This is a genomic window from Pseudomonas sp. M2 (assembly GCF_015751845.1).
In the GTDB taxonomy this organism is placed as follows: Bacteria; Pseudomonadota; Gammaproteobacteria; order Pseudomonadales; family Pseudomonadaceae; genus Aquipseudomonas; species Aquipseudomonas putida_E.
Genome location: NZ_JADOUD010000001.1, coordinates 1,356,571 through 1,382,779 on the forward strand (window position 1 = coordinate 1,356,571; position 26,209 = coordinate 1,382,779).

Sequence of the window (26,209 nt, forward strand, 5' to 3'; positions counted from 1 at the left end):
GCGGCGCACTGATGACCATCATCCTGGCGCCTGGTTCACTGGCCAAGGGGCTGGTGCTTCCACCACGCGCAAAATTCATCCAGCGCCGTCCACAGGCTGACCTTGGGCTGATAGTCCAGGTACTGCCGGGCGCGGCTGATATCCAGGGTGAAATCGCGGCTCATCACTTGCATCCCCAGGCGCGTGAGGGTGGGCTGGGGTCGCCCGGGCCAGAGCATGCAAGCGGCCTCGTTCAGCGCCGCCATGCTGTAGGCCATGCCGTAGGCGCGATAACGGGTCACCTGGGGCAACTGCATCTGGCGCATCACGTAATTGACCACATCCCACAATGGCAACGGTTGACCATTACTGATGTTGTAGGCCTGCCCTAACGCGCGATCATCGGCGAACAGCGCGCCAAGCAGTGCCTCATTGAGATTGTGCACGCTGGTGAAATCGACTTTGTTCAGGCCGTTGCCGATGATCGCCACACGGCCCTTGCGCTGCATCTGCATCAGCCGCGGGAAAATACTGGCATCACCGGCTCCGGTTACAAAGCGCGGGCGCAGGGCCAGAACTTCGAGCCCAAACTCCTGGGCGCCGAAGACCTTTTGTTCAGCAAGGTATTTGGTCTGCGCGTAATGATGGTGAAAGCGGCGCGGTACCTGGTCCTCGCGGATATCCAGGCGCGAACGGCCATTGAAGTAGATCGACGGCGACGACAGGTGTACCAGGCGACGGACATGCTCCTTCAAGCAGCCCTCGACCACGTTCTCGGTGACCACCACATTGCCCTGGTAAAAATCCTGATAGCGCCCCCAGGTGCCCACCGCCCCCGCGCAATGCACCACCGCCTCGACGCCCTGGCACAGGCGCCGGGCCAGTTCGGCGTCACCGAGGTCGCCGGGGATGAACTGCGCACCGCGCTTGACCAGGTGCTCGACGCCCTCGGCGCGCCGGCCGCTGACCCGCACATCCAGGCCTTGCTCCAGGGCGAAGCGCGCAAAGCGCCCGCCGATGAAGCCGCTCGCGCCAGTGACCAGAATTCGCATGTAACACTCCGCCTCAGATTTCAGATGCAACAGACGCCAGCCGCCACTACAAGGGCACCAGCCAATGCTGTGCCGTGTGCCGCAGGTGTTCGGTCAGTTGCGCGAGCAGTTGCCCGCCGTTACGCCAATGATGCCAGTACAGCGGCACATCGATGGGGGTATCGGCACAAATTTCCACCAGTCGCCCACTACTCAACTGCTCACGGGCCTGCAACTCAGGCACCAGGCCCCAGCCCAGGCCAGCTTCGGTCATGCGCAGGAAGCCTTCGGACGACGGGCAAAGGTGGTGCAGGAAGCCATCTTCGATACCGAGAGAAGCGAGGTATCGGTGCTGCAGAAAATCGTCCGGGCCGTACACGATCGCCGGCGTGCGGGCCAGGCGCCGGGCCTCGAAACCCATTGGGAAATAGCGCGCCATGAATGCCGGGCTGGCCAGCGCCCGGTAGCGCATGGCACCCAGCGGCATGCTGCGGGCGCCGGCCACCGGCCGCTCACTGCCGCACAGGCAGGCCGCCACCTCCCCGGCACGCATGCGCTTCAGGCCAACCTCCTGGTCTTCCACCACAAGGTCGGTGAGTACCTGCTGCTCGGCGCAAAACGAACCCACCGCAGCTGCCCACCAGGTCGCCAGGCTATCAGCGTTGAGCGCAATGCGCAGACGCTCTGGCATGCCCTCTTCATCGAGTGCCGGTACCTGGCGCTGCAGGTCACGTTCGAGCAGCCGCACCTGCTGCACATGGTTGAGCAACTGTCGCCCGACCTCGGTCGGGCTCGGTGGCGCGGCGCGCACCAGCACCGGCTGACCAACCCGCGCCTCGAGCAGCTTGATGCGCTGTGAGATAGCCGATTGCGACAGCCCCAGCACCTGCGCTGCACGTTCGAAACCACCTTGCTCGATCACCGCCGCGAGCGCGGCAAGCAGCTTGTAGTCGAACATCGATTTTCCTAATGACGGATCAGCACTATTTGTTTTTCTTATACAGGGGGGATCCGCACAATAGCCAGCATCTTCTCTGGAGTATCTGCCATGTGGCAAAGCTATCTGAACGGCATGCTGGTGGCCTTCGGCCTGATCATGGCCATTGGCGCACAGAACGCCTTCGTCCTGGCGCAGAGCCTGCGCCGTGAACATCACCTGCCGGTGGCAGCACTGTGCATCGTCTGCGACGCCCTGCTGGTAGCCGCCGGTGTATTCGGCCTGGCCACGGTGCTGGCGCATAATCCGACGCTGCTGGCGATTGCACGCTGGGGTGGCGCGGTGTTTCTGCTCTGGTACGGCGCCAAGGCCCTGCGCAGTGCATGCTCCAAACAGAGCCTGCAGCATCAGCAAGGCCAAGGCATGCGCTCGCGGCGTGCGGTGCTGCTCAGTGCACTGGCCGTTACCCTCCTGAACCCGCATGTGTACCTGGACACCGTGTTGCTGATCGGCTCGCTGGGCGCACAGCAGACCGTGCCGGGCGCCTATGTGGCAGGGGCCGCCAGCGCTTCGCTGCTATGGTTCTCGACTTTGGCGATCGGTGCTGCATGGCTGGCGCCCTGGCTGGCCCGCCCGGCCACCTGGCGGATGCTCGACCTGATGGTGGCCGTGATGATGTTCGCCGTGGCGGCGCAGCTGATCTTTGCTTGAGCTGCAAGCTGCAAGCTGCAAGCTGCAAGCTTGCAACGGAGCGCCACCCGTCGGCGGCAGGCAACCGCTCTGGAACCTCTATTCCCTATCTTTGTTGCGTGGTTATGCGGCGGGGCTGGTGCTATGATCCAGCCCTTGCGTCGCAAAGAGTACAAACTCGCCGACGCACATAGGGCCGCCCGTGATCGGCCTTGCGCAAACCGCGAACTAGACCTGAATCAGGAGATCCACCATGGCTTTTGAATTGCCGCCGCTGCCGTACGCCCACGATGCCCTGCAGCCGCACATCTCCAAGGAAACCCTGGAGTATCACCACGACAAGCACCACAACACCTACGTCGTGAACCTGAACAACCTGGTCCCAGGCACCGAATTCGAAGGCAAGACCCTGGAAGAGATCGTCAAGAGCTCTTCGGGCGGCATCTTCAACAACGCCGCTCAAGTCTGGAACCACACCTTCTACTGGAACTGCCTGTCGCCAAACGGTGGTGGCCAGCCTACCGGTGCGCTGGCTGAAGCCATCAACGCCGCATTCGGTTCCTTCGACAAGTTCAAGGAAGAGTTCACCAAGACTTCGGTTGGCACCTTCGGTTCCGGCTGGGGCTGGCTGGTCAAGAAGGCCGACGGCTCCCTGGCCCTGGCCAGCACCATCGGTGCCGGCTGCCCGCTGACCAGCGGCGACACCCCGCTGCTGACCTGCGACGTCTGGGAACACGCCTACTACATCGACTACCGCAACCTGCGTCCGAAGTACGTAGAAGCATTCTGGAACCTGGTCAACTGGGCCTTCGTTGCCGAGCAGTTCGAAGGCAAGACCTTCAAGGCCTGATCTTGCGCCTTGAACTGAAAACCCGGCCATGCGCCGGGTTTTTTTATGGCCGGTGCCGGCATCACAGGCTCCCAACGAACAGTTTTCCCGGCGGCTCTTGCTCCCCCCGCAGAGCGCGCTAACATCAAACGTCTGAAAGTTCGCTACAGCGCACTCAAGTTGCAGGGTCAGGCAACCGATACACTGCTCAGGGCAGCTCCACCGGCCGATAGTGTATCGCCAAGGTTAATGGCAAAATGATGTCATTCGCATGGATTAAGGAAACCCCCATTGAAGCTGGAATTGCGGAACAGCTTATCGGTCAAGTTGCTCAGGGTCGTGCTCCTTTCGGCGCTGGCGGTCGGTGTCGTTCTTAGCTGCGCGCAGATCGTCTATGACACCTACAAGACCCGTCAGACCGTCGACAGCGACGCCCAGCGCATCCTCGACATGTTTCGCGATCCCTCGACCCAGGCGGTCTACAGCCTTGATCGGGAAATGGGCATGCAGGTCATGGAAGGCCTGTTCCAGGACGAGTCTGTACGCCAGGCTTCCATCGGCCACCCCAATGAAACCATGCTCGCCGAAAAGTCCCGCCCGCTGCAGGACTCTCCCGTACGCTGGTTGACCGACCTGCTCCTTGGCCAGGAACGCACCTACACCACTCAGTTGGTCGGCCGCGGCCCCTACAGCGAGTACTACGGTGACCTGAGTATCACCCTGGACACTGCCGCCTACGGTGAAGGCTTCCTGCTCAACGCCATCATCATCTTCATTTCCGGCGTGCTGCGCGCCCTGGCCATGGGCCTGGTGCTGTACCTGGTCTACCACTGGCTGCTGACCAAACCGCTGTCGAAAATCATCGAGCACCTCACCCAGATCAACCCTGACCGCCCCAGCCAGCACCAGATTCCGCTGCTCAAAGGCCATGAAAAAAACGAACTGGGCATCTGGGTCAACACCGCCAACCAGCTGCTGGCCTCGATCGAGCGCAATACCCATCTGCGCCACGAAGCCGAAAACAGCCTGCAACGCATGGCCCAATACGACTTCCTGACCGGCCTGCCGAACCGCCAGCAGCTACAGGCACAGCTCGACAAGATCCTTATAGACGGCGCCCGCCTGCAGCATCGCGTCGCCGTACTGTGCGTGGGCCTGGACGACTTCAAAGGCATAAACGAGCAGTTCAGCTATCAGGTCGGCGACCAGTTGCTGCTCGCCCTGGCGGACCGCCTGCGCGCCCACAGTGGCCGCCTGGGGGCGCTGGCACGCCTGGGTGGCGACCAGTTCGCCCTGGTGCAGGCCACTATCGAACAGCCCTACGAGGCCGCAGAACTGGCGCAGAGCATCCTCGATGACCTGGAAGCACCGTTCGACCTGGATCACCAGCAGATTCGCCTGCGCGCCACCATCGGCATCACCCTGTTCCCCGAAGACGGCGACAGCACCGAGAAGCTGCTGCAAAAGGCCGAGCAGACCATGACCTTGGCCAAGGCCCGCTCGCGCAACCGCTACCAGTTCTACATCGCCAGCGTCGACAGCGAGATGCGTCGACGCCGTGAATTGGAAAAGGACCTGCGCGAGGCGCTGTCGCGCAACCAGTTGTTCCTTGTCTACCAGCCGCAGATCAGCTACCGCGATCACCGCGTGGTCGGCGTCGAAGCCTTGCTGCGCTGGCAGCATCCTGAACTTGGCATGGTCCCGCCGGACCAGTTCATCCCGCTGGCCGAACAGAACGGCAACATCATCACCATCGGCGAGTGGGTACTCGACCAGGCCTGCAGGCAACTGCGCGAATGGCACGATCTGGGCTTCAGCGAACTGCGCATGGCAGTCAACCTGTCCACCGTGCAACTGCATCACAACGAACTTCCGCGCGTGGTCAACAATCTGCTGCAGGCTTACCGTCTGCCACCGCGCAGCCTGGAACTGGAAGTGACCGAGACCGGCCTGATGGAAGACATCAGCACCGCCGCCCAGCACCTGCTCAGCCTGCGCCGCTCCGGTGCGATGATCGCCATCGACGACTTCGGCACCGGTTACTCGTCGCTCAGCTACCTCAAGTCGCTGCCACTGGACAAGATCAAGATCGACAAGAGCTTCGTCCAGGACCTGCTGGACGACGATGACGATGCCACCATCGTTCGGGCAATCATCCAGTTGGGCAAAAGCCTGGGCATGCAGGTGATCGCCGAGGGCGTGGAGACGTCCGAGCAGGAAGCCTACATCATCGCCCAAGGCTGCCACGAAGGTCAGGGCTATCACTACAGCAAGCCACTGTCAGCGCGCGAGCTGACCAGTTTCCTGCGCCAGGCCCAGCGCAATCAGGTTTCTGCGTTATAACCCCTGCCCCTGTTGGTTCCAGGCCTTAACCGGCATTTACATAATTGCGCCCCACCCCTTTACAGCAAATGCAAATCTTTCGCATGATGTTGTAGTTTTACGTGCCACGGCGCACTGTCCAACCACACGACGCAGGGAAACCAACAATGATTCGTATGCCTCTGGCCTCCGCCAGTCTGCTGGCCATCGCCATCGCTCTCGCCGGTTGCGGTGAAAGCAAGGACGAGAAGGCCGCCGCCCCGCAAGCTGCGGCACCTGCCGCCGCGAGCACCGCCGCCGCAGCACCGGCTGCTGTCGACGAAGCGGCCGGCAAGGCCGTGGTCAAGCATTACACCGAGATGGTCTACGCCGTTTACAGCGACTCGCTGAGCACGGCCAAGTCCCTGCAAACAGCCATCGATGCATTCCTCGCCAACCCCAACGACGACACCCTCAAAGCTGCCAAAGAAGCCTGGGCTGCAGCGCGCGTACCGTACCTGCAGAGCGAAGCCTTCCGCTTCGGCAACACGATCATCGACGACTGGGAAGGCCAGGTGAACGCCTGGCCGCTTGACGAAGGCCTGATCGACTACGTCGACAAGAGCTACGAACATGCGCTGGGCAACCCGGCTGCCAGCTCGAACATCATTGCCAACACCGAAATCCAGGTCGGTGAGGAGAAGGTCGATGTCAAGGACATCACCCCTGAGAAACTGGCCAGCCTGAACGAACTGGGCGGCTCCGAAGCCAACGTCGCCACTGGTTACCACGCCATCGAATTCCTGCTCTGGGGCCAGGACCTCAACGGTACCGGCCCGGGCGCAGGCAACCGCCCTGCTTCGGACTACCTCGAAGGTAAAGGCGCCACCGGCGGCCACAACGAGCGTCGCCGCGCCTACCTGAAGTCGGTCACCGAGCTGCTGGTCAAGGACCTCGAAGAAATGGTCGGCAACTGGGCCCCGAACGTCGCCGACAACTACCGCGCCACGCTGGAAGCCGAGCCTGCCACCGACGGCCTGCGCAAGATGCTGTTCGGCATGGGCAGCCTGTCGCTGGGCGAACTGGCTGGCGAGCGCATGAAGGTCTCGCTGGAAGCCAATTCGCCGGAAGACGAACAGGACTGTTTCAGCGACAACACCCACTACTCGCACTTCTACGACGCCAAAGGCATCCGCAACGTCTACCTGGGTGAGTACACCCGCGCCGACGGTACCAAGCTGACCGGCCCAAGCCTGTCGTCGCTGGTGGCCAAGGCCGACCCGGCTGCCGACGCTACCCTCAAGGCCGACCTGGAAGCGACCGAGGCGAAGCTTCAGGTCATTGTCGACCACGCGCTCAAAGGCGAGCATTACGACCAACTGATCGCAGCCGACAACGCTGCCGGCAACCAGGTCGTACGCGATGCCATTGCCTCCCTGGTCAAGCAGACCGGTGCGATCGAGCAGGCTGCGGGCAAGCTGGGCATTGCCAACCTGAACCCGGACACTGCCGATCACGAGTTCTGATTCGGCATTGGCAGGCAAAAAAGGCTAACGCCAGTCAGTTAGCGTTAGTAGGCTGCTACGCAGCCCGTCGCCGGCAAGCCTGCTCCCACCGGGGCCGCGCAGTTTTTGAGTTCTGCGCGGTATCTGTGAGGGCTGGCTTGCCTGCGGCAGGGCCAAAACTGACAGCAGTTTCATCCAGCAATTGCAAATTCCTCTTATTCAAACATTCTCAGCCTGCTAAGCTTGCACGCCGGTTTTTCGCCTACGCCCAGGATTTTGCATGTCCTTGTCGCTGTCCCGACTCTCCCCTCCGCTGCTGGCCCTCGCCCTTGCCGCCTGTGACGACGCCCCGCGTTTCACTCAGGCAGAGCCTGGCGAAGCGCTGTCCGGTGGCCAGGCGACTGTCCAGCGCAACGACCGCAATGCCTTTTCCCTGCCCTCGGCCAACCTGTCGCCCGAGCGCCGCCTGGACTTTGCCGTAGGCAACAGCTTTTTCCGCAACCCCTGGGTGATCGCCCCGTCCACCACCACTGCACGCGATGGCCTGGGCCCACTGTTCAACACCAACGCCTGTCAGAACTGCCACGTACGCGACGGCCGTGGCCATCCGCCAGAGCCTGGCGACAGCAACGCGGTGTCGATGCTGGTGCGCCTGTCGATCCCCGACCAGCCTTACCTGGCAAAAGAAATCGAGCGCCTGGGCGTGGTCCCGGAGCCTGTCTATGGCACCCAGTTGCAGGACATGGCCAACCCTGGTGTGGCCCCGGAAGGCAAGGTGCGCGTGACTTACGACAACCAGACCGTCAGCTTCAACGACGGCCATCAGGTCGAACTGCGTCGCCCTACCCTGCAAATCACCCAGCTCGGCTATGGGCCGATGCACCCTGACACCCGCTTCTCTGCACGGGTGGCACCGCCCATGATTGGCCTGGGTCTGCTCGAAGCCATCCCCGAAGCTCAGGTTCTGGCCAACGAAGACCCCGACGATCGCAACCGCGACGGTATTCGCGGCCGGGCCAACCGGGTTTGGGACGACGCCCAGAGCAAGACCGTGGTCGGTCGCTTTGGCTGGAAGGCCGGGCAACCGAACGTCAACCAGCAGAACGTGCACGCCTTTGCCGGTGACATGGGTTTGACCAGCAGCCTGCAGCCCCGGGACGACTGCACCCCGGCGCAGCGCGATTGCCTTGCAGCCCCCAATGGCGACGGCACCGACGGCGAAAAGGAAGTCAGCGACAACATCCTGCGCCTGGTCACCTTTTACACCCGCAACCTGGGCGTGCCAGCCCGGCGCGATGTCGGCGCCCCGCAAGTGCTGGCCGGCAAGAACCTGTTCTATCAGGCCGGCTGCCAGGGTTGCCACACCCCGCAGTTCACCACTGCCGCCGACGCCCCCGAGCCAGAGCTGGCCGGGCAAGTGATCCGCCCCTACAGCGACCTGCTGCTGCACGACATGGGCCCGGGCCTTGCCGACGATCGCACCGAATTTGCCGCCAACGGCCAAGACTGGCGAACCCCGCCGCTGTGGGGCATCGGCCTGAGTCCAGCGGTCAGTGGCCACACCCAGTACCTGCATGACGGCCGCGCCCGCAACCTGCTCGAGGCCGTGCTCTGGCACGGCGGCGAAGCGCAGGCAGCGCGCGACCATGTTCTGACTTTCAATGCCGAGCAGCGCGCTGCGCTGCTGGCTTTCCTGAACTCACTTTAAAAGCGCAAGGAGCCGGGCATGTTCCGACCCAAACTGTTGTTCACCAGCCTCGCCGCACTCGCCCTCGGTGCCTGTTCACCGCAAGACCCGCAGGCCGTGACCTCCGCCGCCATCGCCAAGCAGGTGATCCTGCCCACCTACAGCCGCTGGGTCGAAGCCGACCGCCAGCTGGCCGCCAGTGCCTTGGCCTACTGCGAAGGCAAAGAGAGCCTGGACAGCGCTCGCGCCGATTTCCTCAACGCGCAAAAAGCCTGGGCCGAGCTGCAGCCATTGCTGGTCGGCCCGCTGGCCGAGGGCAACCGCGCCTGGCAGGTGCAGTTCTGGCCCGACAAGAAGAACCTGGTCGGTCGCCAGGTCGAGCAACTGGTCAATGGCGACAAGCCGATCGACGCCCAGACCCTGGGCAAGTCCAGCGTCGTGGTGCGCGGCCTGTCGGCCTACGAATACATCCTGTTCGACAGCAAGCCGGATGTCGCCACCGCCGAACAGAAAGCCCGCTACTGCCCGCTGCTGGTCGCCATCGGTGAGCACCAGAAGGCCTTGGCTGAAGAGATCCTCAAAGGCTGGAACAGCACCGACGGCATGCTCTCGCAGATGACCAAGTTCCCCAACCAGCGCTATGCCGACTCGCACGAGGCGATCGCCGACCTGCTGCGTGCGCAGGTGACTGCGCTGGACACCCTGAAAAAGAAGCTCGGCGCACCGATGGGCCGCCAGAGCAAAGGCATTGCGCAGCCACTGCAGGCCGAAGCCTGGCGCAGCCACGCCTCGCTGAAAAGCCTGGAAGCCAGCCTCAAGGCCGCCCAGGCGGTCTGGGTCGGGGTCGACAACCAAGGCCTGCGCGGCTTGCTGGGCAGCGACCAGAAAGCCCTGGCGCAAAAGATCGACGACGCCTACGCCACCTCGGTCAAACTGCTGACCGATAACCAGAAGACCTTGGGCGAGTTGCTGGCTGACGAAGATGGCATGCAGCGCCTCAACCAGATCTACGACAGCCTCAACGTCGTTCACCGCCTACACGAAGGCGAACTGGCCAAGGCGTTGAACATCCAGCTGGGCTTCAATGCCAACGACGGTGACTGATCATGCTGCGACGCCAGGCACTCAAAATCGGTAGCGTTCTGCTCAGCGCCCTGACCTTGGGGGGCTGGAGCCTGATGCGCAACAAAGGCAGCGATCCTTTGCTGCTGTCGGCGCGTGACGATGGCGACAGCAAGCACTATGCCGTCGGGTTCCGCCTGGACGGCACCCGGGTGTTCAGCACCCAGGTGGCCCAGCGTTGCCATGCCATCATCAACCATCCAGAGCTGCCGATCGCCCTGTTCGTCGCACGCCGTCCCGGTACCGAAAGCTACCTGATCGACCTGCGCGACGGGCGCTTGTTGCAGACCGTCTCGTCGCAGCCTGACCGGCACTTTTACGGCCACGCCGTGATTCATAAAGGCGGCGAATGGCTGTATGCCACCGAGAACGACACCACCGATCCAGGGCGTGGCGTACTGGGTGTGTACCGCTTCGAGGGTGAACGCCTGGTTCACACCGGCGAGATCCCCACCCACGGCATCGGCCCGCATGAAGTGGCATGGCTGCCCGATGGCGAGACTCTGGTCGTGGCCAATGGCGGTATCCGCACCGAGGCCGAAAGCCGGGTCGAGATGAACCTCTATGCCATGGAGCCGAGCCTGGTACTGATGCAGCGCGACGGCACGTTGCTGAGCAAGGAAACCCTGGCCCAGCAAATGAACAGCGTGCGCCACCTGGCAGTGGGCAGCGATGGCACCATCGCCGCCTGCCAGCAGTTCATGGGCGATGCCGATGAAACCGCCGAGCTGCTGGCAATCAAGCGCCCAGGCGAGCCGTTCAAGGCCTTCCCGGTGCCAGAGCGCCAGCTGCAAGCCATGGCCCAGTACACTGCCAGCGTCGCCATCCACAGCGACCTGCGCCTGGTGGCACTGACGGCGCCGCGGGCCAACCGCCTGTTCGTCTGGGACCTGGACAGTGGCGCAGTCAGGCTGGATGCGCCGATGCCGGACTGTGCCGGGGTGGGCGCGGTGAAGGATGGTTTTGTCGTGACGTCCGGGCAAGGGCGTTGCCGGTTCTATGATTGCCGCAAGCAGGAATTGATCGGCCAGCCGATGGATTTGCCTTCCGGTTTCTGGGACAACCACCTGCACCTGGCCTGATCAGGCCTGCGCGCCCCTACGGGGGCGCAATCCATTTCCCCTCAATCGAAAAACAGTCAATACTTCCCCCATCCGCACGTGGGCAGGACCGCCCGTTGTCGTGTCAAAACCAATAACAACCTCGCATCCAAGGAACCGGACTTATGCTGCGCCGCCGCATGCTCATCATGTTGGCCGTCGTTCTGCTGATCGTGCTGGCCCTGGGGGGCTACAAGGCCTTCTCGATCTACCGGCAGATCCAGGTGTTCACTGCCCCCAAGCCTCCCATCACCGTGGCGGTGGCCATGGCCGAGCAGCGCGAGTGGCAGCAGCGCCTGCCCGCCGTCGGCAGCCTCAAGGCCCTGCAGGGTGTCGAGCTGAGCCTGGAGGTGGAAGGCATCGTTCAATCCCTGCACTTCGACTCCGGTCAGAAGGTCAAGGCCGGGCAACTGCTGCTCAAGCTCAATGACGATCAGGAAACCGCCCTGCTGGGGACTGCCCAGGCCGACCTGGGGTTGGCCAAAGTGGACTTCGGCCGCGGCAGCCAGCTGGTGGGTGATTCGGCCATCTCCCGCGGCGAATATGATCGCCTCACTGCCCAATACCGGCGCAACCAGGCGGTTGTCGACCAGCTCAAGGCCGCAAAAACCAAGAAGAGCATCAGTGCCCCGTTCAGCGGTACGATCGGCATCCGCCAGGTGGATGTGGGTGACTACCTGGCGGCCGGCTCTGTGATCGCTACCCTGCAGGACCTCTCCAGCCTTTACGTCGACTTCAATGTACCGGAGCAGGCACTGCCACAGCTGAGCCTCGGCCAGCAGGTACAGGTGCAGGTGGCGGCCTACCCTGGCCAGACTTTCCCTGCCAGCCTCAGCGCCATCAACCCCAAGGTTGAAGAGAGCACGCGCAACCTGCTGGTGCGCGCGACAATGGCCAACCCGGATGGCAAGCTGCTGCCGGGCATGTTCGCCAACCTGCTGGTGCTGCTGCCTGACCCGCGCCCACAGGTGGTAGTGCCCGAAAGCGCCATCACCTACACGCTGTATGGCAATTCCGTGTATGTCGCCACGCCGAAGAAAGACAAGGACGGTAATCCCGAGCGGGACGACAGTGGCCGGCCGCAGCTTAGCGCCGAACAGCGCAGCGTGCAGACCGGCGAGCGGCGCGACGGCGTGGTGGTGGTCAGCAAAGGGCTCGCAGCGGGCGAACAGGTGGTCACCGCCGGCCAGCTCAAGCTGAGCCCTGGCGCGGCGATCCGCATCGGCCAGGACGCAGCGCTCGAACCCGAACAAGGCGCCCCACGCGCGGACTGATAAGGAGGCAGGCATGGCGTTCACCGACCCGTTCATCCGCCGCCCGGTGCTGGCCAGCGTGGTCAGCCTGCTGATCCTGCTGCTGGGTTTCCAGGCCTGGAACAAGCTGCAGATCCGCCAGTACCCGCAGATGGAAAACGCCCTGATCACGGTGACCACGGCCTACCCCGGCGCCAACGCAGAAACCATTCAGGGCTACATCACCCAACCGCTGCAGCAGAGCCTGGCCAGCGCCGAAGGCATCGACTACATGACCTCGGTGAGCCGGCAGAACTTCTCGATCATCTCCATCTATGCGCGCATCGGCGCCGACAGCGACCGCCTGTTCACCGAGTTGCTGGCCAAGGCCAACGAAGTGCGCAACCAGTTGCCGCAAGACGCAGAAGACCCGGTACTGAGCAAAGAAGCCGCAGATGCCTCGGCGCTGATGTACATCAGCTTTTACAGCAAGGAAATGAGCAACCCGCAGATCACCGACTACCTGTCACGGGTCATCCAGCCGAAACTTGCAACCTTGCCGGGCATGGCCGAGGCAGAGATCCTCGGCAACCAGGTGTTCGCCATGCGCATCTGGATCGACCCGGTCAAACTGGCAGCGTTCGGCCTTGCCGCCACCGACGTGACCAGCGCCGTACGCCGTTACAACTTTCTCGCCGCCGCTGGTGAGGTGAAGGGCGAATACGTGGTCACCAGCATCAACGCCAACACCGAACTGAAGTCGGCCGAGGCTTTTGCCGCATTGCCGCTCAAGACCTCCGGCGACAGCCGTGTATTGCTCGGTGATGTGGCACGGGTCGAGATGGGCGCGGAAAATTACGACACGGTCAGCTCGTTCGATGGCACGCCTTCGGTCTACATCGGCATCAAGGCCACCCCGGCCGCCAACCCGCTGGAGGTGATCAAGGAAGTACGCCGCATCATGCCGGAGCTGCAAAGCCAGTTGCCGTCCGCGCTCAAGGGGTCGATTGCCTATGACGCCACGCTGTTCATCCAGGCCTCGATCGACGAAGTGGTCAAGACCCTTGGCGAAGCGGTGCTGATCGTCATCGTGGTGGTGTTCTTATTCCTCGGCGCGCTGCGCTCGGTACTGATCCCGGTAGTGACCATCCCACTGTCGATGATCGGGGTGCTGTTCTTCATGCAGATGATGGGCTATTCGCTCAACCTGCTGACCCTGCTGGCAATGGTGCTGGCCATCGGCCTGGTGGTGGACGATGCCATCGTCGTGGTGGAAAACATCCACCGGCACATGGAGGAAGGCAAGTCACCGGTGGACGCGGCGCTGGAAGGTGCGCGGGAAATCGCCATGCCAGTGGTGTCGATGACCATCACCCTGGCCGCGGTATACGCACCGATCGGCTTCCTGACCGGGCTCACCGGCGCCTTGTTCAAGGAGTTCGCCCTGACCTTGGCAGGGGCGGTGATCATCTCGGGCGTCGTCGCCCTGACCCTGTCGCCGATGATGTGTGCCCTGCTATTGCGTCGTGAGCAGAATGCCAGCGGCCTGGCCCATCGCCTTGACGTGCTGTTCGAGCGGATCAAGGGCCGCTACCAGCGCCTGCTGCACACCACCCTGGACAGCCGCCCGGTGGTGCTGGTGTTCGCCGTGATCATCCTGTGCCTGATCCCGGTGCTGCTCAAGTTCACCCAGAACGAGCTGGCACCGAACGAAGATCAGGGGGTCATCTTCATGATCAGCAGCTCGCCACAACCAGCCAACCTCGACTACCTCAATGCCTACACCGACCAGTTCACCCCACTGTTCAAGGCCTTCCCCGAATACTACTCGTCGTTCCAGATCAACGGATTCAACGGTGTGCAGAGCGGCATCGGCGGTTTCCTGCTCAAGCCCTGGAACGAGCGCGACCGCACGCAAATGGAGTTGCTGCCCCTGGTACAGGCCAAACTCGACAACATCAGCGGCCTGCAGATCTTCGGCTTCAACCTGCCGTCACTGCCGGGGACCGGCGAAGGCCTGCCGTTCCAGTTCGTCATCAATACCGCAGGTGATTACCCGGCGCTGCTGGAGGTTGCCCAACGGGTCAAGGAACGCGCCCAGGCATCGGGCAAATTTGCCTTCCTCGACATCGACCTGGCGTTCGACAAGCCCGAAGTGGTAGTCGACATCGACCGCGCCAAGGCTGCACAGATGGGTGTATCCATGGACGTCCTTGGCGGCACCTTGGCGACCTTGCTGGGCGAGGGGGAAATCAACCGTTTCACCCTCGAAGGCCGCAGCTACAAAGTCATCGCCCAGGTCGAACGGCCCTACCGCGACAACGCCGGCTGGCTCAACAGCTATTACGTCAAGAACGACCAGGGCCAACTGCTGCCACTGTCCACACTGATCACCCTTAGCGACCGAGCGCGTCCACGCCAGCTCAACCAGTTCCAGCAACTGAACTCGGCAATCATCCAGGGCGTGCCTTTGGTCAGCATCGGCGAAGCCTTGCAGACAGTGCGGGATATTGCTGCCGAGCAGGCGCCGGAAGGGTTCTCCTTCGACTATGCCGGCGCGGCACGGCAGTACATACAGGAAGGCAGCGCGCTGTGGGTGACCTTCGGCCTGGCGTTGGCGATCATCTTCCTGGTACTGGCGGCACAGTTTGAAAGCTTCCGCGACCCGCTGGTGATTCTGGTGACGGTACCGCTGTCGATCTGCGGGGCGCTGTTGCCGCTATTCCTGGGTGTTTCCAGCATGAACATCTATACCCAGGTCGGGTTGGTGACGCTGATCGGGCTGATCAGCAAGCACGGTATCCTGATCGTCGAGTTCGCCAACCAGTTGCGTGAGGAAAAAGGGCTGAGCGCAAGGGAGGCGATCGAGGAAGCTGCGGCCATTCGTCTACGCCCGGTGCTGATGACCACCGCCGCAATGGTATTTGGCATGGTGCCGCTGATTCTGGCGACCGGGGCCGGGGCAGTGAGCCGCTTTGACATCGGTACGGTGATTGCGACGGGGATGTCGATCGGGACGTTGTTTACCTTGTTTGTGCTGCCGTGCATTTACACCCTGTTGGCGCACAAGACAGCGGCGACGGAACCTGTCGTAGCCTGAGCGGGCCAACTCCAGAAAGCAAAGGCCCCGCAATAGCGGGGCCTCTTGTGCTCAAAGCAGGTCAGCCTGCAGGCCGCAAGCCCTGCCGCAGCCCGAACAGAAGCAACAGCAAATCCTGGTCCGGCTGGGCCTGGACCTGCTGCTTCACGTCCCTGGGCAACGCGCATTGTTCTGCCTGTTCAGCCTTGCTGAACACTCTGGGCCGTGGCTCTTCCCACGCCGCTACCGCCACGGTGGTCACAGCCAGACCCGCTATCAGAAACAATGCTCGAGCGATTTCTAGTTTCATTGCCCTAACCCTTTGACAGCGCTGCCAAACGCCATCTGGTAAAAGTAGAGCAACGATTGCCATTCCGCGTCATTGAGCGACGAATGGCGGCGCAACTGACGCAGGTCATTGCCCGCCGCGCGCTGGCAGCTGATACGGCGGCGGCACTTCTCCAGATCGAGCAATGCCACTTCAACACGGGCCTGTTCGCCCTCGCCGATCACTTTGACGAATACGTGCTTGCCATACAGGCAGCCATGCTGCCAGTGGCCCAGGTGCATGCGGGCCAGGTTGTCAGCCAACTCCTTGAGCATGCGTTCATGTACCACTTGCGGGTAGTGCTCGCGCGCACCTTGGGCATGCCAGGCATCGAGTTCGATGAAACCATCGAGCGCTTCGCTGACCAGCAGCGCACGCCATTGGTGGTCGGCATCGCGCTCGGCCCCACAAAATACGATGCGCGGGACACGCACGCCCAGTTGCTCGAAGCTGTTCAGCGCGTCGAGCTCACGCAGCACCGTCGGCCTGCCGAAGGGGTGCAACAGGCTGCGGTAGATGTGCCCGACCTGGCGCTTGGCATACAGCAACTTGCCATCGGCATCGTTGAGGCGTTGCACGCCACTTTCACCACCGCGGCGCTGGTTGGGTTCCTCGACCCATTCGCCCTGCTGACGCCAGTAATAATCGAAGCGTGACTCCCCGCTCTGGGCTACAGCCATCAAACACTACCCCTTACGTAATACATAGACCCGCCACATGGCATAGAACGGCAGGAAATCGAGGCGTTCCTGGATCCTGAAGCCGGCGGCCTTGAATTCTTCTTCGACTGTCTCTGCCGGTAACACGAAACGATTCTGGTAACTGCCCGGCTCGGCTTTGGCACTGCGCCGTTGCTCGAGCTTTTGACGCCGCCAGGCCTTGAAGTTTCCGTCCACCCACAATGACAGGATTACGCTGTCACGGCTAACCCTTTGAAACTCCGAAAGAATCGTTTTTCTGTGGGCTGCCTCACCGATGTGGTGAAACAAGCGCATGCAAAAAATGCTGTCGACCGAGTTGTCCGGCAAGTCGATGGCGAACGCTGACGTTTGCAAAGGGCGTACCCGCGCTACCACCTCTGGCGGTTGTGCGGCACAGGCAGTCTCGATCATCGCCTCGGAATTGTCGGCACCAATGATTACCCTGTTGGGTTTTTCTGCCAGCAGTGGCCAGAAACGGCCCGCGCCGCAAGGCAGATCCAGCACCAACCCCGGTTCTCCGGCCAGCGCCAAGGCTCGACGGGCCAATTGCTCATCGCGCTTGTGGGAAAGGCGACGTGCCAGACCATCCTGGTGCTTGAGGAAATACTCCCGAGCATGTTGCTGGTCGTACTTCTTGGAAAATTCGAGTTTGATCGGGCTACGCATTGGGCATCTCCTGGCTCCATTGCATGTACCTTAAGTAACACTGCGTAGGAAACAGGTCATGCCAATGTGAAAAAAGTGTTATCCCTAAAGGAATATAGCCCAGTAATTTACTCGCAAAGCTTCAACGGATCGGACTTTTCAGCGCCTTGGCTCAAGTCCACCTGAAAACGGCAACCATGGGGGGCGGTAGAAGTCAGCGTAACGCGCCAACCCTGGTCGTCACAGATCCGTTGTACCAGCGATAAGCCAAGCCCCAGACCTTCGCCGCGTCGCTCATCACCACGCACGAACGGTTTGAACATCGCCTCGCGCTGCTCCTCCGGAATGCCGACCCCGCTGTCCTCGACGCTGAACCCATTGGCTTCAAGACTCAGGCGGATGTAACCACTGTCGGTGTAGTGCGCAGCGTTGCGCAACAGGTTGCCCATCACCGATTGCAGGAACGTCGCGTTGTACAGCAGCGGGCCTGCACTGACGCGGCCATCGAAGTACAGCGTCAGCCCTTTCTGCTCGATGGTGTCGCGCCATACGCCTATCAGATCGTCGGCCACCTCGCGCAGCGTCGCCTGGGAGGCCACGGCACCTTGGTCGCGCTGGGCACGGGCGAGCATCAGGAAGGTTTTGACCAACTCGCGCATTTCTTCGGTGGCCCGGGCGATGCGTTCCACCTGGGCGCGTGAGCGGCTATCCAGATTGGGGTTTTCGATCAACAGCTCGCAGGAGGTGGCCAGCACCATCAGCGGCGTGCGCAATTCGTGGCTGACATCACTGGTGAACAGACGCTCGCGGGTCAGTGCATCGCGCAAACGGCCAAGGGTATCGTCGAAGGCCACGGCTAGCTGGCCGACTTCATCGGCTGCGTAATCGGGTGCCAAGGGCGGTGCCAGGCCAAGAAGCTGATCACGATGGCGTACTTGCCGTGCCAGGCGGATCACCGGTGCCATCACTCGCCGTGCCAGCAGCCAGCCGAGGAACACCGCCAGTACCAGGCTGAGCACGAAGCCCACCATGACGACGGCGAACAGTACCCGCTCGCGCTCTTCGAAATCGCTTTGGTCCTGCAGCAATACATAACGTCGGCCGTCTACGATTTCCACCATTGCGTGGTAGGAAAGCTGGTCGCGAAATACCTCATGAAAGCCTGCATCGAGGTGGCGCAAGTCTCTTGGTAGCTCGAAGTCATCGCGCCCACCGCTGAAGTAGAACAGCTGGTCAGGGCGCGGCCGATGGCTCCAGTCACTGATGCTGTCCATGCGCAACAGGCGCTGCAGGTCGCCGCCCAGCACCGAGGAGATCAAGCGCTCTTCAACCAGGTGGACAGTGGCGACGATACCGAAGGCGAACGCCCCAGCCACCAGCGCGCTCATCAGCGCAAACGCGATGATAATGCGCTGCGCCAGGCTTTGCTTAAACTCCATCGCGACCCTCGGCGAGGCGATAGCCGACGCCATGGACGGTATGCAGCAACGGCTTTTCGAACGGTTTGTCGATTACTTGGCGCAGCTGGTGTACATGGCTGCGCAAGCTGTCGCTGTCGGGGCAATCATCACCCCACAGCGCCTCTTCCAGTACCTCGCGGCGCAACACGTGGGGGCTTTTCTGCATCAGCACCGCGAGCAGCTTGAGGCCGACAGGGTTGAGCTTGAGCAAGCGCCCCTGGCGAGTGACTTCGAGGGTGTCCAGGTCGTAACTCAGGTCGGCAACCTGCAGGGTACGTCGCCCGCCGCCCTGGGCGCGGCGCAGCACGGCTTCGATGCGCGCAGCGAGTTCGGACAGGGCGAACGGTTTGAGCAGGTAATCGTCGGCGCCGGAGCGGAAGCCCTGCAGGCGGTCGTCGAGTTGGTCGCGGGCGGTCAGCATGATCACCGGCGTATCGCGACGGGCATCCTCGCGCAGGCGCTTGCACAGGGTGTAACCGTCGATTCCAGGCAGCATGATATCGAGCACGATCAGGTCGTAGTGCTCGGTGGCAGCCAGGTGCAGACCTGACAGGCCGTCCTGGGCGCAGTCGACGGTATAGCCCTTCATGCCCAGATAATCAGCCAGGTTGGCAAGGATATCGCGGTTGTCTTCAACCAAAAGAATGCGCATCGGGTTCTCCTGTGCGGCGCTTCGCTATGGTGCGCGGCAGGCGCAGCTTAAGGCCATCGCACGGACAGTGCCAGTGCTGGTGGAAATTCAACGAAGTTGACGCAAACGAAAAAGCCCCGGTTCTCACGAACCGGGGCTTTTCCTGTTACAGGGGGTGAGGCTGGCTTACATCATGCCGCCCATACCGCCCATGCCGCCCATGTCTGGCATGCCGCCAGCTGGCTTGTCTTCCGGCAGGTCGGCAACCATGGCTTCGGTGGTGATCATCAGACCGCCGATCGAAGCAGCTGCTTGCAGGGCCGAACGGGTGACCTTGGCTGGGTCAAGGATACCCATCTCGATCATGTCGCCGTATTCGCCGGTAGCGGCGTTGTAGCCGTAGTTGCCCGAACCTTGCTTGACCTTGTCGGCCACAACGCTTGGCTCGTCGCCGGCGTTGGCAGTGATCTGGCGCAGCGGCGCTTCAACAGCGCGACGCAGCAGGGCGATACCGACGTTCTGGTCTTCGTTGTCACCTTTGAGGTCGACAATGGCGCCCAGGGCGCGAACCAGAGCAACACCACCGCCAGGCACCACGCCTTCTTCGACGGCTGCACGGGTAGCGTGCAGGGCGTCTTCAACGCGGGCTTTCTTCTCTTTCATTTCAACTTCGGTGCCAGCACCGACCTTGATCACGGCAACACCGCCAGCCAGCTTGGCCAGGCGCTCTTGCAGCTTCTCACGGTCGTAGTCCGAAGAGGTCTCTTCGATCTGGGCACGGATCTGCTTGACGCGTGCTTCGATGTCGGCGTCCACACCAGCACCGTCGATGATGGTGGTGTTTTCCTTGGACAGGATGACGCGCTTGGCGTTACCCAGGTGCTCCAGGGTGGTGGTTTCCAGGGTCAGGCCGATTTCTTCGGAGATGACCTGGCCGCCGGTCAGGACGGCGATGTCCTGCAGCATGGCCTTGCGACGGTCGCCAAAACCTGGTGCCTTGACTGCAGCAACCTTGACGATGCCGCGCATGTTGTTGACGACCAGGGTAGCCAGGGCTTCGCCTTCGACGTCTTCAGCAACGATCAGCAGTGGGCGGCCGGCCTTGGCAACGGCTTCCAGAACTGGCAGCAGCTCACGGATGTTGGAGATTTTCTTGTCGACCAGCAGCAGCAGCGGGCCTTCCAGCTCGGCAACCATGGTGTCCGGCTTGTTGACGAAGTACGGCGACAGGTAGCCGCGGTCGAACTGCATGCCTTCTACGACGGACAGTTCGTTTTCCAGGCCCGAGCCTTCTTCAACGGTGATCACGCCTTCTTTGCCGACTTTTTCCATGGCTTCAGCGATGATTTCGCCGATGGAGTTGTCGGAGTTGGCGGAGATGGTGCCAACCTGAGCGATGGCCTTGGAGTCGGCGCATGGCTTGGACAGGTTTTTCAGCTCGGCGACGACGGCAGCGGTGGCCTTGTCGATGCCGCGCTTGAGGTCCATCGGGTTCATGCCGGCAGCGACAGCCTTCAGGCCTTCGTTGACGATGGCCTGAGCCAGAACGGTCGCGGTGGTGGTGCCGTCACCGGCAGCATCGTTGGCCTTGGAAGCGACTTCCTTGACCAGTTGGGCGCCCATGTTTTCGAAGGCGTCTTTGAGTTCGATTTCTTTGGCGACGGAAACGCCGTCCTTGGTGATGGTCGGCGCGCCGAAGCTCTTGGCCAGGACCACGTTGCGGCCTTTCGGGCCCAGGGTCGCTTTTACCGCGTCAGCCAGAACGTTGACGCCAACCAGCATTTTTTTACGGGCGGAATCGCCGAATTTTACGTCTTTAGCAGCCATGATCGTTTAATCCTTGAAATTCTTTGGAGTAACGGGAAGTCGGGGAAATCAGCCTTCGACAACGGCGAGGATTTCGTTCTCGCTCATTACCAGCAGGTCTTCGCCATCGACTTTCACGGTGTTGCTGCCCGAGTAAGGGCCGAAAACCACTTTGTCACCCACTTTGACGGCCAGCGCACGTACTTCGCCGTTGTCCAGGATGCGACCGGTGCCGACGGCGACAACTTCGCCACGGTTTGGTTTTTCAGCGGCCGAACCCGGCAGGACGATACCGCCAGCGGTTTTCGATTCTTCTTCGCTGCGACGGATGACTACGCGGTCATGCAGAGGACGAAGCTTCATTGTCGATCTCTCCCAATTTGTGGTTTTCATCGGCCGGTGTCGACACCGGCGGGTTGATGCGGTCCGGCGTTGCCGGGGGTGGCCCGCGACGGGCGAACCACCTGTGTATTGTCTGGCGTTGCCACCAGAAACCTTGCGGTGACCACATACATGAGGCCGGCATGATCAATTACAAGGCTTGCTGCAGAAAATTTTTCAACGAGCAGAAAAGCTTGGGGCCGCAAAGCGGCCCCGGGGATGTCTACTTGTCGCGACGTTCGTATTCGCCTTCGATCACATTGGGCCGATGGCCGCTGTCGCGCGGCTGTGCCTGAGAGGGGTCGTCCTGGAACGCGCGCTGGCGCATGGCCTGGGCCTCGGCACGCTGTCGCATCTTGCGTGCGGCCAGATGGCGGGTGAAGGGCAACAGGCAGAGCAGGCCCAGCACGTCACTGATGAAGCCCGGAAGCAGCAGGAGGCCACCGCCCACCGCCAGCATCATGCCCTGGAACATGTCCTCGGCGGGCAGTTCGCCACGCTGCAGGCTTTCACGGGCACGCAAGGCGGTGGCCAGGCCGGCCACACGCATCACCAGCACACCCAAGGCGGAACCTGCGATTATCAACAGCAGCGCCGGGAAGAAACCGATGGCTGAGCTGACCTTGACGAAGACGAACAACTCCAGCACAGGGAAAAGCAGAAACAGCAGTAGAAAAACACGCATCAAGGATTCCTCGACGGAAGACTATCTTCCTTTAAGACCATCAGATGGATGCGTGCGCTCGGTTTTTCAAGCTTCGACTTCTGTCGCGGCCGGCCATTGGTCGGCGCGCGCCAGTAAAACCAAGGCCTCGCGAACTTGTGTCGGCGTATTGCAATTGCTTGGGAAAGCCAGCCAATGGATACCTTGGCCTATGCGCAGGTGCATGCCTTCGCTGTCGATGCCGACCATCTGCGCTGGCGCGCTACGCGGCAGGTCGCTCAATTCGACGTAGTGGGCGATGGCGTTGGCATGATCGCTGTTCATGTGCTCGATCATGCTGGCCTCCGCCTTGCCGGCGAAGGGGTTGGCCAACGTCACCTGATCGAGCCAGTGGATCGCCCCGAAGCCACCTATGTAACGATGGCGCACCGGCTGCAGCACCCAGAAGTCGAAATCGTGCGCCTTGTGATAGTTGGCGGCATCGGGGAAGTAACGGTAATAGCGCTCGGCAGCGGCGTCGACGGCAGCCTCATCGACCAGCTTGTGCGCCTCGGCCATGATCGTCAGGCGGCCAACGGCCTGCACGTCCTCGGCTTCCCGCTCCCCCACCAGCAAGGAGCACTTGGGGTCTTTCTGCAGGTTGTGGGTGTGCTGGGCGATGCGGCTGATGAGGATCAGCGGGTTGCCCTCGGCATCCAGGCAATAAGGCACCACAGAACCGAAAGGGAAGCCAGGCATGGACTTGGAATGGGTCGAGAGTACACCGCGGTACTCCTTGAGCAGCAGTTCCCGGGCGGGGCGGATGGCCTTCTGACTCACGTCTGACTCCTCGACAGGTGGCTATTGGGTTGCAAGCTACCTGTAAGCTTCAAGCTTCAAGCTTCAAGCTGCAAGAAAAAGCAGGAGCGAGGCGCCATGCCACTCGCTTTTAGCTTGCAGCTTGAAGCTGACCCCTACCAGGTCACGCCAAAGCCTGCGGTATAGCGCGTCTTGTCCAGATCACTCTCACGCGTGCCGGTGATGATGTCTTTTTCTGCCTTGAGATTGAGCGAGGCCCATTCGGTCACTTTGTAGCGCAGCCCCACCTCGGCATCCAGCGAATAGTCGGCAACGCCCCCCAGCGGCTTGGCGAACTCACCGTTGGTGAACAGCTGGACATTCTTGCCGATCAGGTAACGGGTGTAGTCCCACTTCACCGCCGCCGAATAGAAGTTGTCCTTGCCGCCATTCTGATACTCGAAGTCGGTGCGGTTGATCAGTGAACCGAGCGAGAACGCACCCAGTTCGTCATCCCAGAACTGGTAACCGGGGCCGGTACCCACGGTGCGCTGACGCGCCAGATCCTCGATGTGATCCCGCTTGTACTCAAGACGCCCCTGCCAGAACCATTTCTCGGTGATGAAGCGATCGAGCGCATACTCTGCGCTCCAGTTGTTGGTCGTGGTGACGTCGTCCTTGGTCTCGCGGTTGTACTCGCCTTCGGCGTTGTGCCGCCAACGGCCATGACGGGCCGTGGTCTTGAAACCGATGTCATAGTCGTCGGTATCGTTCTCGGCACGCTGGTAGTCCAGCGCGGCATCGATATTGCCTTTCCAGACCAGGTCCTCGACCACAGGCTTGGGCTTCATGATCTGCTCGATGCTGGCAAGCTCTACAGTCTTGGGCGTCTCACCGTTGGCCAGGGTCACCTTGCCAGGCTCGGCGGCCTCCAACGACTTGGCCCGCTCGCCGTTGTAGGCGTCCTGCTTGACCAGCAGCTCCTGGTCGCTCTCCAGGGTCTGGACCTGCTTCCAGTCCAGCGAAATAGAACCACCGTATGGGGTTTCCAGCAGCAGCTTGCCACCATCGAAGACCCGAATCTTGCCGCTCAAGCGGTCACCGTTCTTCATCCACACGGTGTCGGCGAACGCAGGAGCAGCGCACAGGGAAGCGGTCAACAGGCACAGCAAGGATCTAGAATGCATAAGCGAAATACAGGTTCGATTAGACGAATGAGCCGGGCATTATCCGGATGCGGACGACCAGAGCAAGGAAAGACCCCCCACTATGGCGTTGAGTTCAATACGCATTTGCCGTGACCACTGGTCCGGTTTCACTTCAGGCCAGGGCTGCCGCGATGTCTGAGGCACATGAGTACGCGCTGCAGACGCCCGAGGCCCGACGAACGGCGCTTTATTCAGTGCTGGGCCAGGTGCCAGCAGGCAAGGTGGTCAGCTACGGCCAGCTCGCCGAATTGGCGGGCCTTGGCCGAGCGGCGCGTTGGGTTGGAAAGACCCTCGGCCAGCTTCCTGCGGACACCCGTCTGCCGTGGCACCGTGTACTGGGTGCCGGCGGTCGTCTGAGCCTGGCGCTGGGGACTCCCTCGGGAGATGAACAAAGGGCGCGGCTGCGTGCGGAGGGCGTGAATGTAGCCAATAATCGTGTGGATATGATGCGCCATGGCTGGCGCCCAATGGAGCACAGCGGTTAGAGTGCGCGTTTTGTTTTCGCAAACTTGAGGCAGATGTTGGCCCATGCCCCGTAAAACCTGGCGCGCTGCGCTCGCTGCCTATGCCAGCCCGTCAACCCTGGTGCTTCTGCTGCTCGGCTTCGCTGCCGGTCTGCCCTACATGCTGGTGTTTTCGACCCTGTCGGTGTGGCTGCGCGAAGCTGGCGTGGCGCGCGAAACCATTGGCTATGCCAGCCTGATCGGCCTGGCCTATGCCTTCAAATGGGTATGGTCGCCGCTGCTCGATCAATGGCGGTTGCCGCTGCTGGGTGGGCTGGGTCGCCGGCGCTCGTGGCTGTTGCTGTCACAGGCACTGGTGGTGATCGGCCTGGTGGGCATGAGCCTGTGTGACCCTCAGCAACATCTGTCGTGGCTCATCGCTTTGGCCGTGCTGGTCGCGTTCGCGTCTGCCACCCAGGACATCGCTGTCGATGCCTATCGCCTGGAGATTGCCGACGATCAACGCCAGGCCGCCCTGGCCGCAAGCTACATGGCCGGTTACCGGATCGCTGCGCTGCTCGCCACTGCTGGCGCCCTGTTCTTTGCCGAATGGTTCGGCTCCACCGGTTTCAGCTACCTGCACAAGGCCTGGGCCGGCACTTACGTACTGTTCGGCGTGATGATGCTGCCTGCGCTGTTCACCACGCTGGTGATGCGCGAACCTCCCGTACCATTGCGCACCCAGTTGTCGGCAGCGCGCTATGGGCTTATTCACCAGTTGGCCTCGGTGTTTGTGCTGATCATCCTGCTGGTGTCGGTACCGGCTAGCTTCACCCAGCTGTTCAACACCGACTGGGCCAGCGTCATCTTCGGCGATGCCACACCACTGGACCTGCTGCTCGAAGACCGCGCCTTCCTGCGTCTTATCCTTTATGTGCTGCTGAGTTGGGCGTGCCTGTCGAGCATGGGCCGTCGCGGCCTGGCGCCAGTGCTGACGCCAGTCAACGACTTCATCACCCGCTATCGCTGGCAGGCCCTGCTGCTGCTGGGCCTGATCGCCACCTATCGGATGTCGGACACGGTGATGGGCGTCATGGCGAACGTGTTCTACATCGACATGGGCTTCACCAAGGACCAGATTGCCAGCGTCAGCAAGATCTTCGGCCTGATCATGACCTTGGTGGGCGCAGGTGCAGGTGGGCTGCTGATCGTGCGCTTCGGCATACTGCCGATCCTGTTCATTGGCGGTGCAGCCTCGGCGGGTACCAACATCCTGTTCCTGATGCTGGCCGACATGGGGCCAAATCTTCAGATGCTGGTGGTCACCATTTCGCTGGACAACTTCAGCTCGGGCCTGGCGACATCGGCATTCGTCGCCTACCTGTCGAGCCTGACCAACCTGAAGTTCTCGGCCACGCAATATGCCCTGCTCAGCTCGATCATGCTGCTGTTGCCACGCCTGATCGGCGGCTATTCGGGGGTGATTGTCGAGAAGTTCGGTTATCACGACTTCTTCCTGATCACCGCCCTGCTGGGTGTACCGACCTTGATCCTGATCGCCTTGCAATGGCGACAGGAAGCGGGCCGCGGGAAACAGGCACCGGTGGAGAACTCGGCAACCGAGCAGCCCTGAGGGAGACTCGCGGCCTGTACCCGCCCCATCGCAGGCATGC

Annotated in this window: 23 protein-coding genes; 11 read left to right on the plus strand and 12 right to left on the minus strand. The window is 61.9% G+C overall.

The annotated features are described in order from the left end of the window. Positions 1 to 35: 35 nt before the first annotated feature. Both IWW33_RS06390 and IWW33_RS06395 read right to left on the minus strand, forming a co-directional pair. On the minus strand, positions 36 to 1,031 hold the full coding sequence (locus tag IWW33_RS06390; RefSeq protein ID WP_046784886.1) for an NAD(P)-dependent oxidoreductase: 996 nt from the start codon (positions 1,029 to 1,031) through the stop codon (positions 36 to 38). 46 nt (positions 1,032 to 1,077) lie between these two features. Further along, complete coding sequence (locus IWW33_RS06395; protein ID WP_046784885.1) at positions 1,078 to 1,968, minus strand: LysR family transcriptional regulator ArgP; 891 nt, start codon at positions 1,966 to 1,968, stop codon at positions 1,078 to 1,080. 90 nt (positions 1,969 to 2,058) lie between these two features. Between IWW33_RS06395 and IWW33_RS06400 the strand changes: the two genes are divergently transcribed. The 9 genes from IWW33_RS06400 to IWW33_RS06440 all read left to right on the plus strand — a co-directional run bounded on the left by IWW33_RS06400 (position 2,059) and on the right by IWW33_RS06440 (position 15,513). Further along, entirely contained in the window at positions 2,059 to 2,658 is a 600-nt protein-coding gene (locus IWW33_RS06400) for a LysE/ArgO family amino acid transporter (protein ID WP_046784884.1), read from the plus strand. 232 nt (positions 2,659 to 2,890) lie between these two features. Continuing rightward, positions 2,891 to 3,487 carry a Fe-Mn family superoxide dismutase gene (locus tag IWW33_RS06405; protein ID WP_012312902.1) on the plus strand — a complete coding sequence of 199 codons (597 nt, stop codon included), beginning with the start codon at positions 2,891 to 2,893 and terminating at the stop codon, positions 3,485 to 3,487. 270 nt (positions 3,488 to 3,757) lie between these two features. Next, positions 3,758 to 5,809, plus strand: coding sequence for a GGDEF domain-containing phosphodiesterase (locus tag IWW33_RS06410; RefSeq protein WP_046784883.1), 2,052 nt, complete (start codon positions 3,758 to 3,760; stop codon positions 5,807 to 5,809). Positions 5,810 to 5,955: 146 nt separating this feature from the next. Beyond that, positions 5,956 to 7,293: an imelysin family protein gene (locus IWW33_RS06415; protein ID WP_046784882.1), complete on the plus strand. Its 1,338-nt coding sequence runs from the start codon at positions 5,956 to 5,958 to the stop codon at positions 7,291 to 7,293. Between the two features lie 259 nt (positions 7,294 to 7,552). Then, positions 7,553 to 8,980: a di-heme oxidoredictase family protein gene (locus tag IWW33_RS06420; RefSeq protein WP_115273656.1), complete on the plus strand. Its 1,428-nt coding sequence runs from the start codon at positions 7,553 to 7,555 to the stop codon at positions 8,978 to 8,980. An 18-nt stretch (positions 8,981 to 8,998) separates the two neighbouring features. Beyond that, entirely contained in the window at positions 8,999 to 10,063 is a 1,065-nt protein-coding gene (locus IWW33_RS06425; protein WP_046784880.1) for an imelysin family protein, read from the plus strand. Between the two features lie 2 nt (positions 10,064 to 10,065). Next, a complete protein-coding gene (locus IWW33_RS06430; RefSeq protein ID WP_174142277.1) occupies positions 10,066 to 11,163 on the plus strand; it encodes a DUF1513 domain-containing protein in 1,098 nt (365 codons plus the stop codon). Positions 11,164 to 11,306: 143 nt separating this feature from the next. Further along, positions 11,307 to 12,455 (plus strand): efflux RND transporter periplasmic adaptor subunit, encoded by a 1,149-nt coding sequence (locus tag IWW33_RS06435; protein ID WP_115273655.1) that lies wholly within the window; start codon positions 11,307 to 11,309, stop codon positions 12,453 to 12,455. 13 nt (positions 12,456 to 12,468) lie between these two features. Beyond that, entirely contained in the window at positions 12,469 to 15,513 is a 3,045-nt protein-coding gene (locus tag IWW33_RS06440; protein ID WP_046784877.1) for a multidrug efflux RND transporter permease subunit, read from the plus strand. A gap of 61 nt (positions 15,514 to 15,574) precedes the next feature. Here the strand turns inward: IWW33_RS06440 and IWW33_RS06445 are convergent, their stop codons facing one another. From IWW33_RS06445 to IWW33_RS06490, 10 genes are all read right to left on the minus strand, one after another. Beyond that, entirely contained in the window at positions 15,575 to 15,802 is a 228-nt protein-coding gene (locus IWW33_RS06445; protein ID WP_046784876.1) for a hypothetical protein, read from the minus strand. Then, complete coding sequence (locus IWW33_RS06450; protein WP_046784875.1) at positions 15,799 to 16,500, minus strand: lipopolysaccharide kinase InaA family protein; 702 nt, start codon at positions 16,498 to 16,500, stop codon at positions 15,799 to 15,801. Before IWW33_RS06450 ends, IWW33_RS06445 begins: the two co-directional genes overlap by 4 nt. A 6-nt stretch (positions 16,501 to 16,506) precedes the next feature. Further along, on the minus strand, positions 16,507 to 17,187 hold the full coding sequence (locus IWW33_RS06455) for a class I SAM-dependent methyltransferase (protein ID WP_115273653.1): 681 nt from the start codon (positions 17,185 to 17,187) through the stop codon (positions 16,507 to 16,509). A 107-nt stretch (positions 17,188 to 17,294) separates the two neighbouring features. Continuing rightward, positions 17,295 to 18,605, minus strand: coding sequence for a HAMP domain-containing sensor histidine kinase (locus IWW33_RS06460; RefSeq protein WP_119688325.1), 1,311 nt, complete (start codon positions 18,603 to 18,605; stop codon positions 17,295 to 17,297). Continuing rightward, a complete protein-coding gene (gene colR / locus IWW33_RS06465; protein ID WP_003255215.1) occupies positions 18,595 to 19,278 on the minus strand; it encodes a two-component system response regulator ColR in 684 nt (227 codons plus the stop codon). Before colR ends, IWW33_RS06460 begins: the two co-directional genes overlap by 11 nt. Before the next feature lie 165 nt (positions 19,279 to 19,443). Further along, positions 19,444 to 21,084: a chaperonin GroEL gene (gene groL, locus IWW33_RS06470; RefSeq protein WP_046784872.1), complete on the minus strand. Its 1,641-nt coding sequence runs from the start codon at positions 21,082 to 21,084 to the stop codon at positions 19,444 to 19,446. Positions 21,085 to 21,132: 48 nt separating this feature from the next. Then, complete coding sequence (locus tag IWW33_RS06475) at positions 21,133 to 21,426, minus strand: co-chaperone GroES (RefSeq protein WP_009395550.1); 294 nt, start codon at positions 21,424 to 21,426, stop codon at positions 21,133 to 21,135. A gap of 241 nt (positions 21,427 to 21,667) precedes the next feature. Then, positions 21,668 to 22,129 carry an FxsA family protein gene (locus IWW33_RS06480; RefSeq protein ID WP_115273651.1) on the minus strand — a complete coding sequence of 154 codons (462 nt, stop codon included), beginning with the start codon at positions 22,127 to 22,129 and terminating at the stop codon, positions 21,668 to 21,670. 66 nt (positions 22,130 to 22,195) lie between these two features. Beyond that, a complete protein-coding gene (locus IWW33_RS06485) occupies positions 22,196 to 22,927 on the minus strand; it encodes a DUF2470 domain-containing protein (protein ID WP_119688324.1) in 732 nt (243 codons plus the stop codon). A 134-nt stretch (positions 22,928 to 23,061) separates the two neighbouring features. Further along, complete coding sequence (locus tag IWW33_RS06490) at positions 23,062 to 24,072, minus strand: DUF481 domain-containing protein (RefSeq protein ID WP_174142276.1); 1,011 nt, start codon at positions 24,070 to 24,072, stop codon at positions 23,062 to 23,064. A gap of 152 nt (positions 24,073 to 24,224) precedes the next feature. Here IWW33_RS06490 and IWW33_RS06495 point away from each other — a divergent pair, with 152 nt between their 5' ends. Next, positions 24,225 to 24,578: an MGMT family protein gene (locus tag IWW33_RS06495; RefSeq protein ID WP_080952075.1), complete on the plus strand. Its 354-nt coding sequence runs from the start codon at positions 24,225 to 24,227 to the stop codon at positions 24,576 to 24,578. Positions 24,579 to 24,621: 43 nt separating this feature from the next. Continuing rightward, entirely contained in the window at positions 24,622 to 26,169 is a 1,548-nt protein-coding gene (locus IWW33_RS06500) for an AmpG family muropeptide MFS transporter (RefSeq protein WP_039603670.1), read from the plus strand. Positions 26,170 to 26,209 lie beyond the last annotated feature (40 nt).

Excerpts from the sequence above, each read along its gene's own strand:
- IWW33_RS06390 (WP_046784886.1), bottom strand. The coding sequence starts at position 1,031 with ATGCGAATTCTGGTCACTGGCGCGAGCGGCTTCATCGGCGGGCGCTTT.
- IWW33_RS06395 (WP_046784885.1), bottom strand. The coding sequence starts at position 1,968 with ATGTTCGACTACAAGCTGCTTGCCGCGCTCGCGGCGGTGATCGAGCAA.
- IWW33_RS06400 (WP_046784884.1), top strand. The coding sequence starts at position 2,059 with ATGTGGCAAAGCTATCTGAACGGCATGCTGGTGGCCTTCGGCCTGATC.
- IWW33_RS06405 (WP_012312902.1), top strand. The coding sequence starts at position 2,891 with ATGGCTTTTGAATTGCCGCCGCTGCCGTACGCCCACGATGCCCTGCAG.
- IWW33_RS06415 (WP_046784882.1), top strand. The coding sequence starts at position 5,956 with ATGATTCGTATGCCTCTGGCCTCCGCCAGTCTGCTGGCCATCGCCATC.
- IWW33_RS06420 (WP_115273656.1), top strand. The coding sequence starts at position 7,553 with ATGTCCTTGTCGCTGTCCCGACTCTCCCCTCCGCTGCTGGCCCTCGCC.
- IWW33_RS06425 (WP_046784880.1), top strand. The coding sequence starts at position 8,999 with ATGTTCCGACCCAAACTGTTGTTCACCAGCCTCGCCGCACTCGCCCTC.
- IWW33_RS06430 (WP_174142277.1), top strand. The coding sequence starts at position 10,066 with ATGCTGCGACGCCAGGCACTCAAAATCGGTAGCGTTCTGCTCAGCGCC.
- IWW33_RS06435 (WP_115273655.1), top strand. The coding sequence starts at position 11,307 with ATGCTGCGCCGCCGCATGCTCATCATGTTGGCCGTCGTTCTGCTGATC.
- IWW33_RS06440 (WP_046784877.1), top strand. The coding sequence starts at position 12,469 with ATGGCGTTCACCGACCCGTTCATCCGCCGCCCGGTGCTGGCCAGCGTG.
- IWW33_RS06445 (WP_046784876.1), bottom strand. The coding sequence starts at position 15,802 with ATGAAACTAGAAATCGCTCGAGCATTGTTTCTGATAGCGGGTCTGGCT.
- IWW33_RS06450 (WP_046784875.1), bottom strand. The coding sequence starts at position 16,500 with ATGGCTGTAGCCCAGAGCGGGGAGTCACGCTTCGATTATTACTGGCGT.
- IWW33_RS06455 (WP_115273653.1), bottom strand. The coding sequence starts at position 17,187 with ATGCGTAGCCCGATCAAACTCGAATTTTCCAAGAAGTACGACCAGCAA.
- IWW33_RS06460 (WP_119688325.1), bottom strand. The coding sequence starts at position 18,605 with ATGGAGTTTAAGCAAAGCCTGGCGCAGCGCATTATCATCGCGTTTGCG.
- colR (WP_003255215.1), bottom strand. The coding sequence starts at position 19,278 with ATGCGCATTCTTTTGGTTGAAGACAACCGCGATATCCTTGCCAACCTG.
- groL (WP_046784872.1), bottom strand. The coding sequence starts at position 21,084 with ATGGCTGCTAAAGACGTAAAATTCGGCGATTCCGCCCGTAAAAAAATG.
- IWW33_RS06475 (WP_009395550.1), bottom strand. The coding sequence starts at position 21,426 with ATGAAGCTTCGTCCTCTGCATGACCGCGTAGTCATCCGTCGCAGCGAA.
- IWW33_RS06480 (WP_115273651.1), bottom strand. The coding sequence starts at position 22,129 with ATGCGTGTTTTTCTACTGCTGTTTCTGCTTTTCCCTGTGCTGGAGTTG.
- IWW33_RS06490 (WP_174142276.1), bottom strand. The coding sequence starts at position 24,072 with ATGCATTCTAGATCCTTGCTGTGCCTGTTGACCGCTTCCCTGTGCGCT.
- IWW33_RS06495 (WP_080952075.1), top strand. The coding sequence starts at position 24,225 with ATGTCTGAGGCACATGAGTACGCGCTGCAGACGCCCGAGGCCCGACGA.
- IWW33_RS06500 (WP_039603670.1), top strand. The coding sequence starts at position 24,622 with ATGCCCCGTAAAACCTGGCGCGCTGCGCTCGCTGCCTATGCCAGCCCG.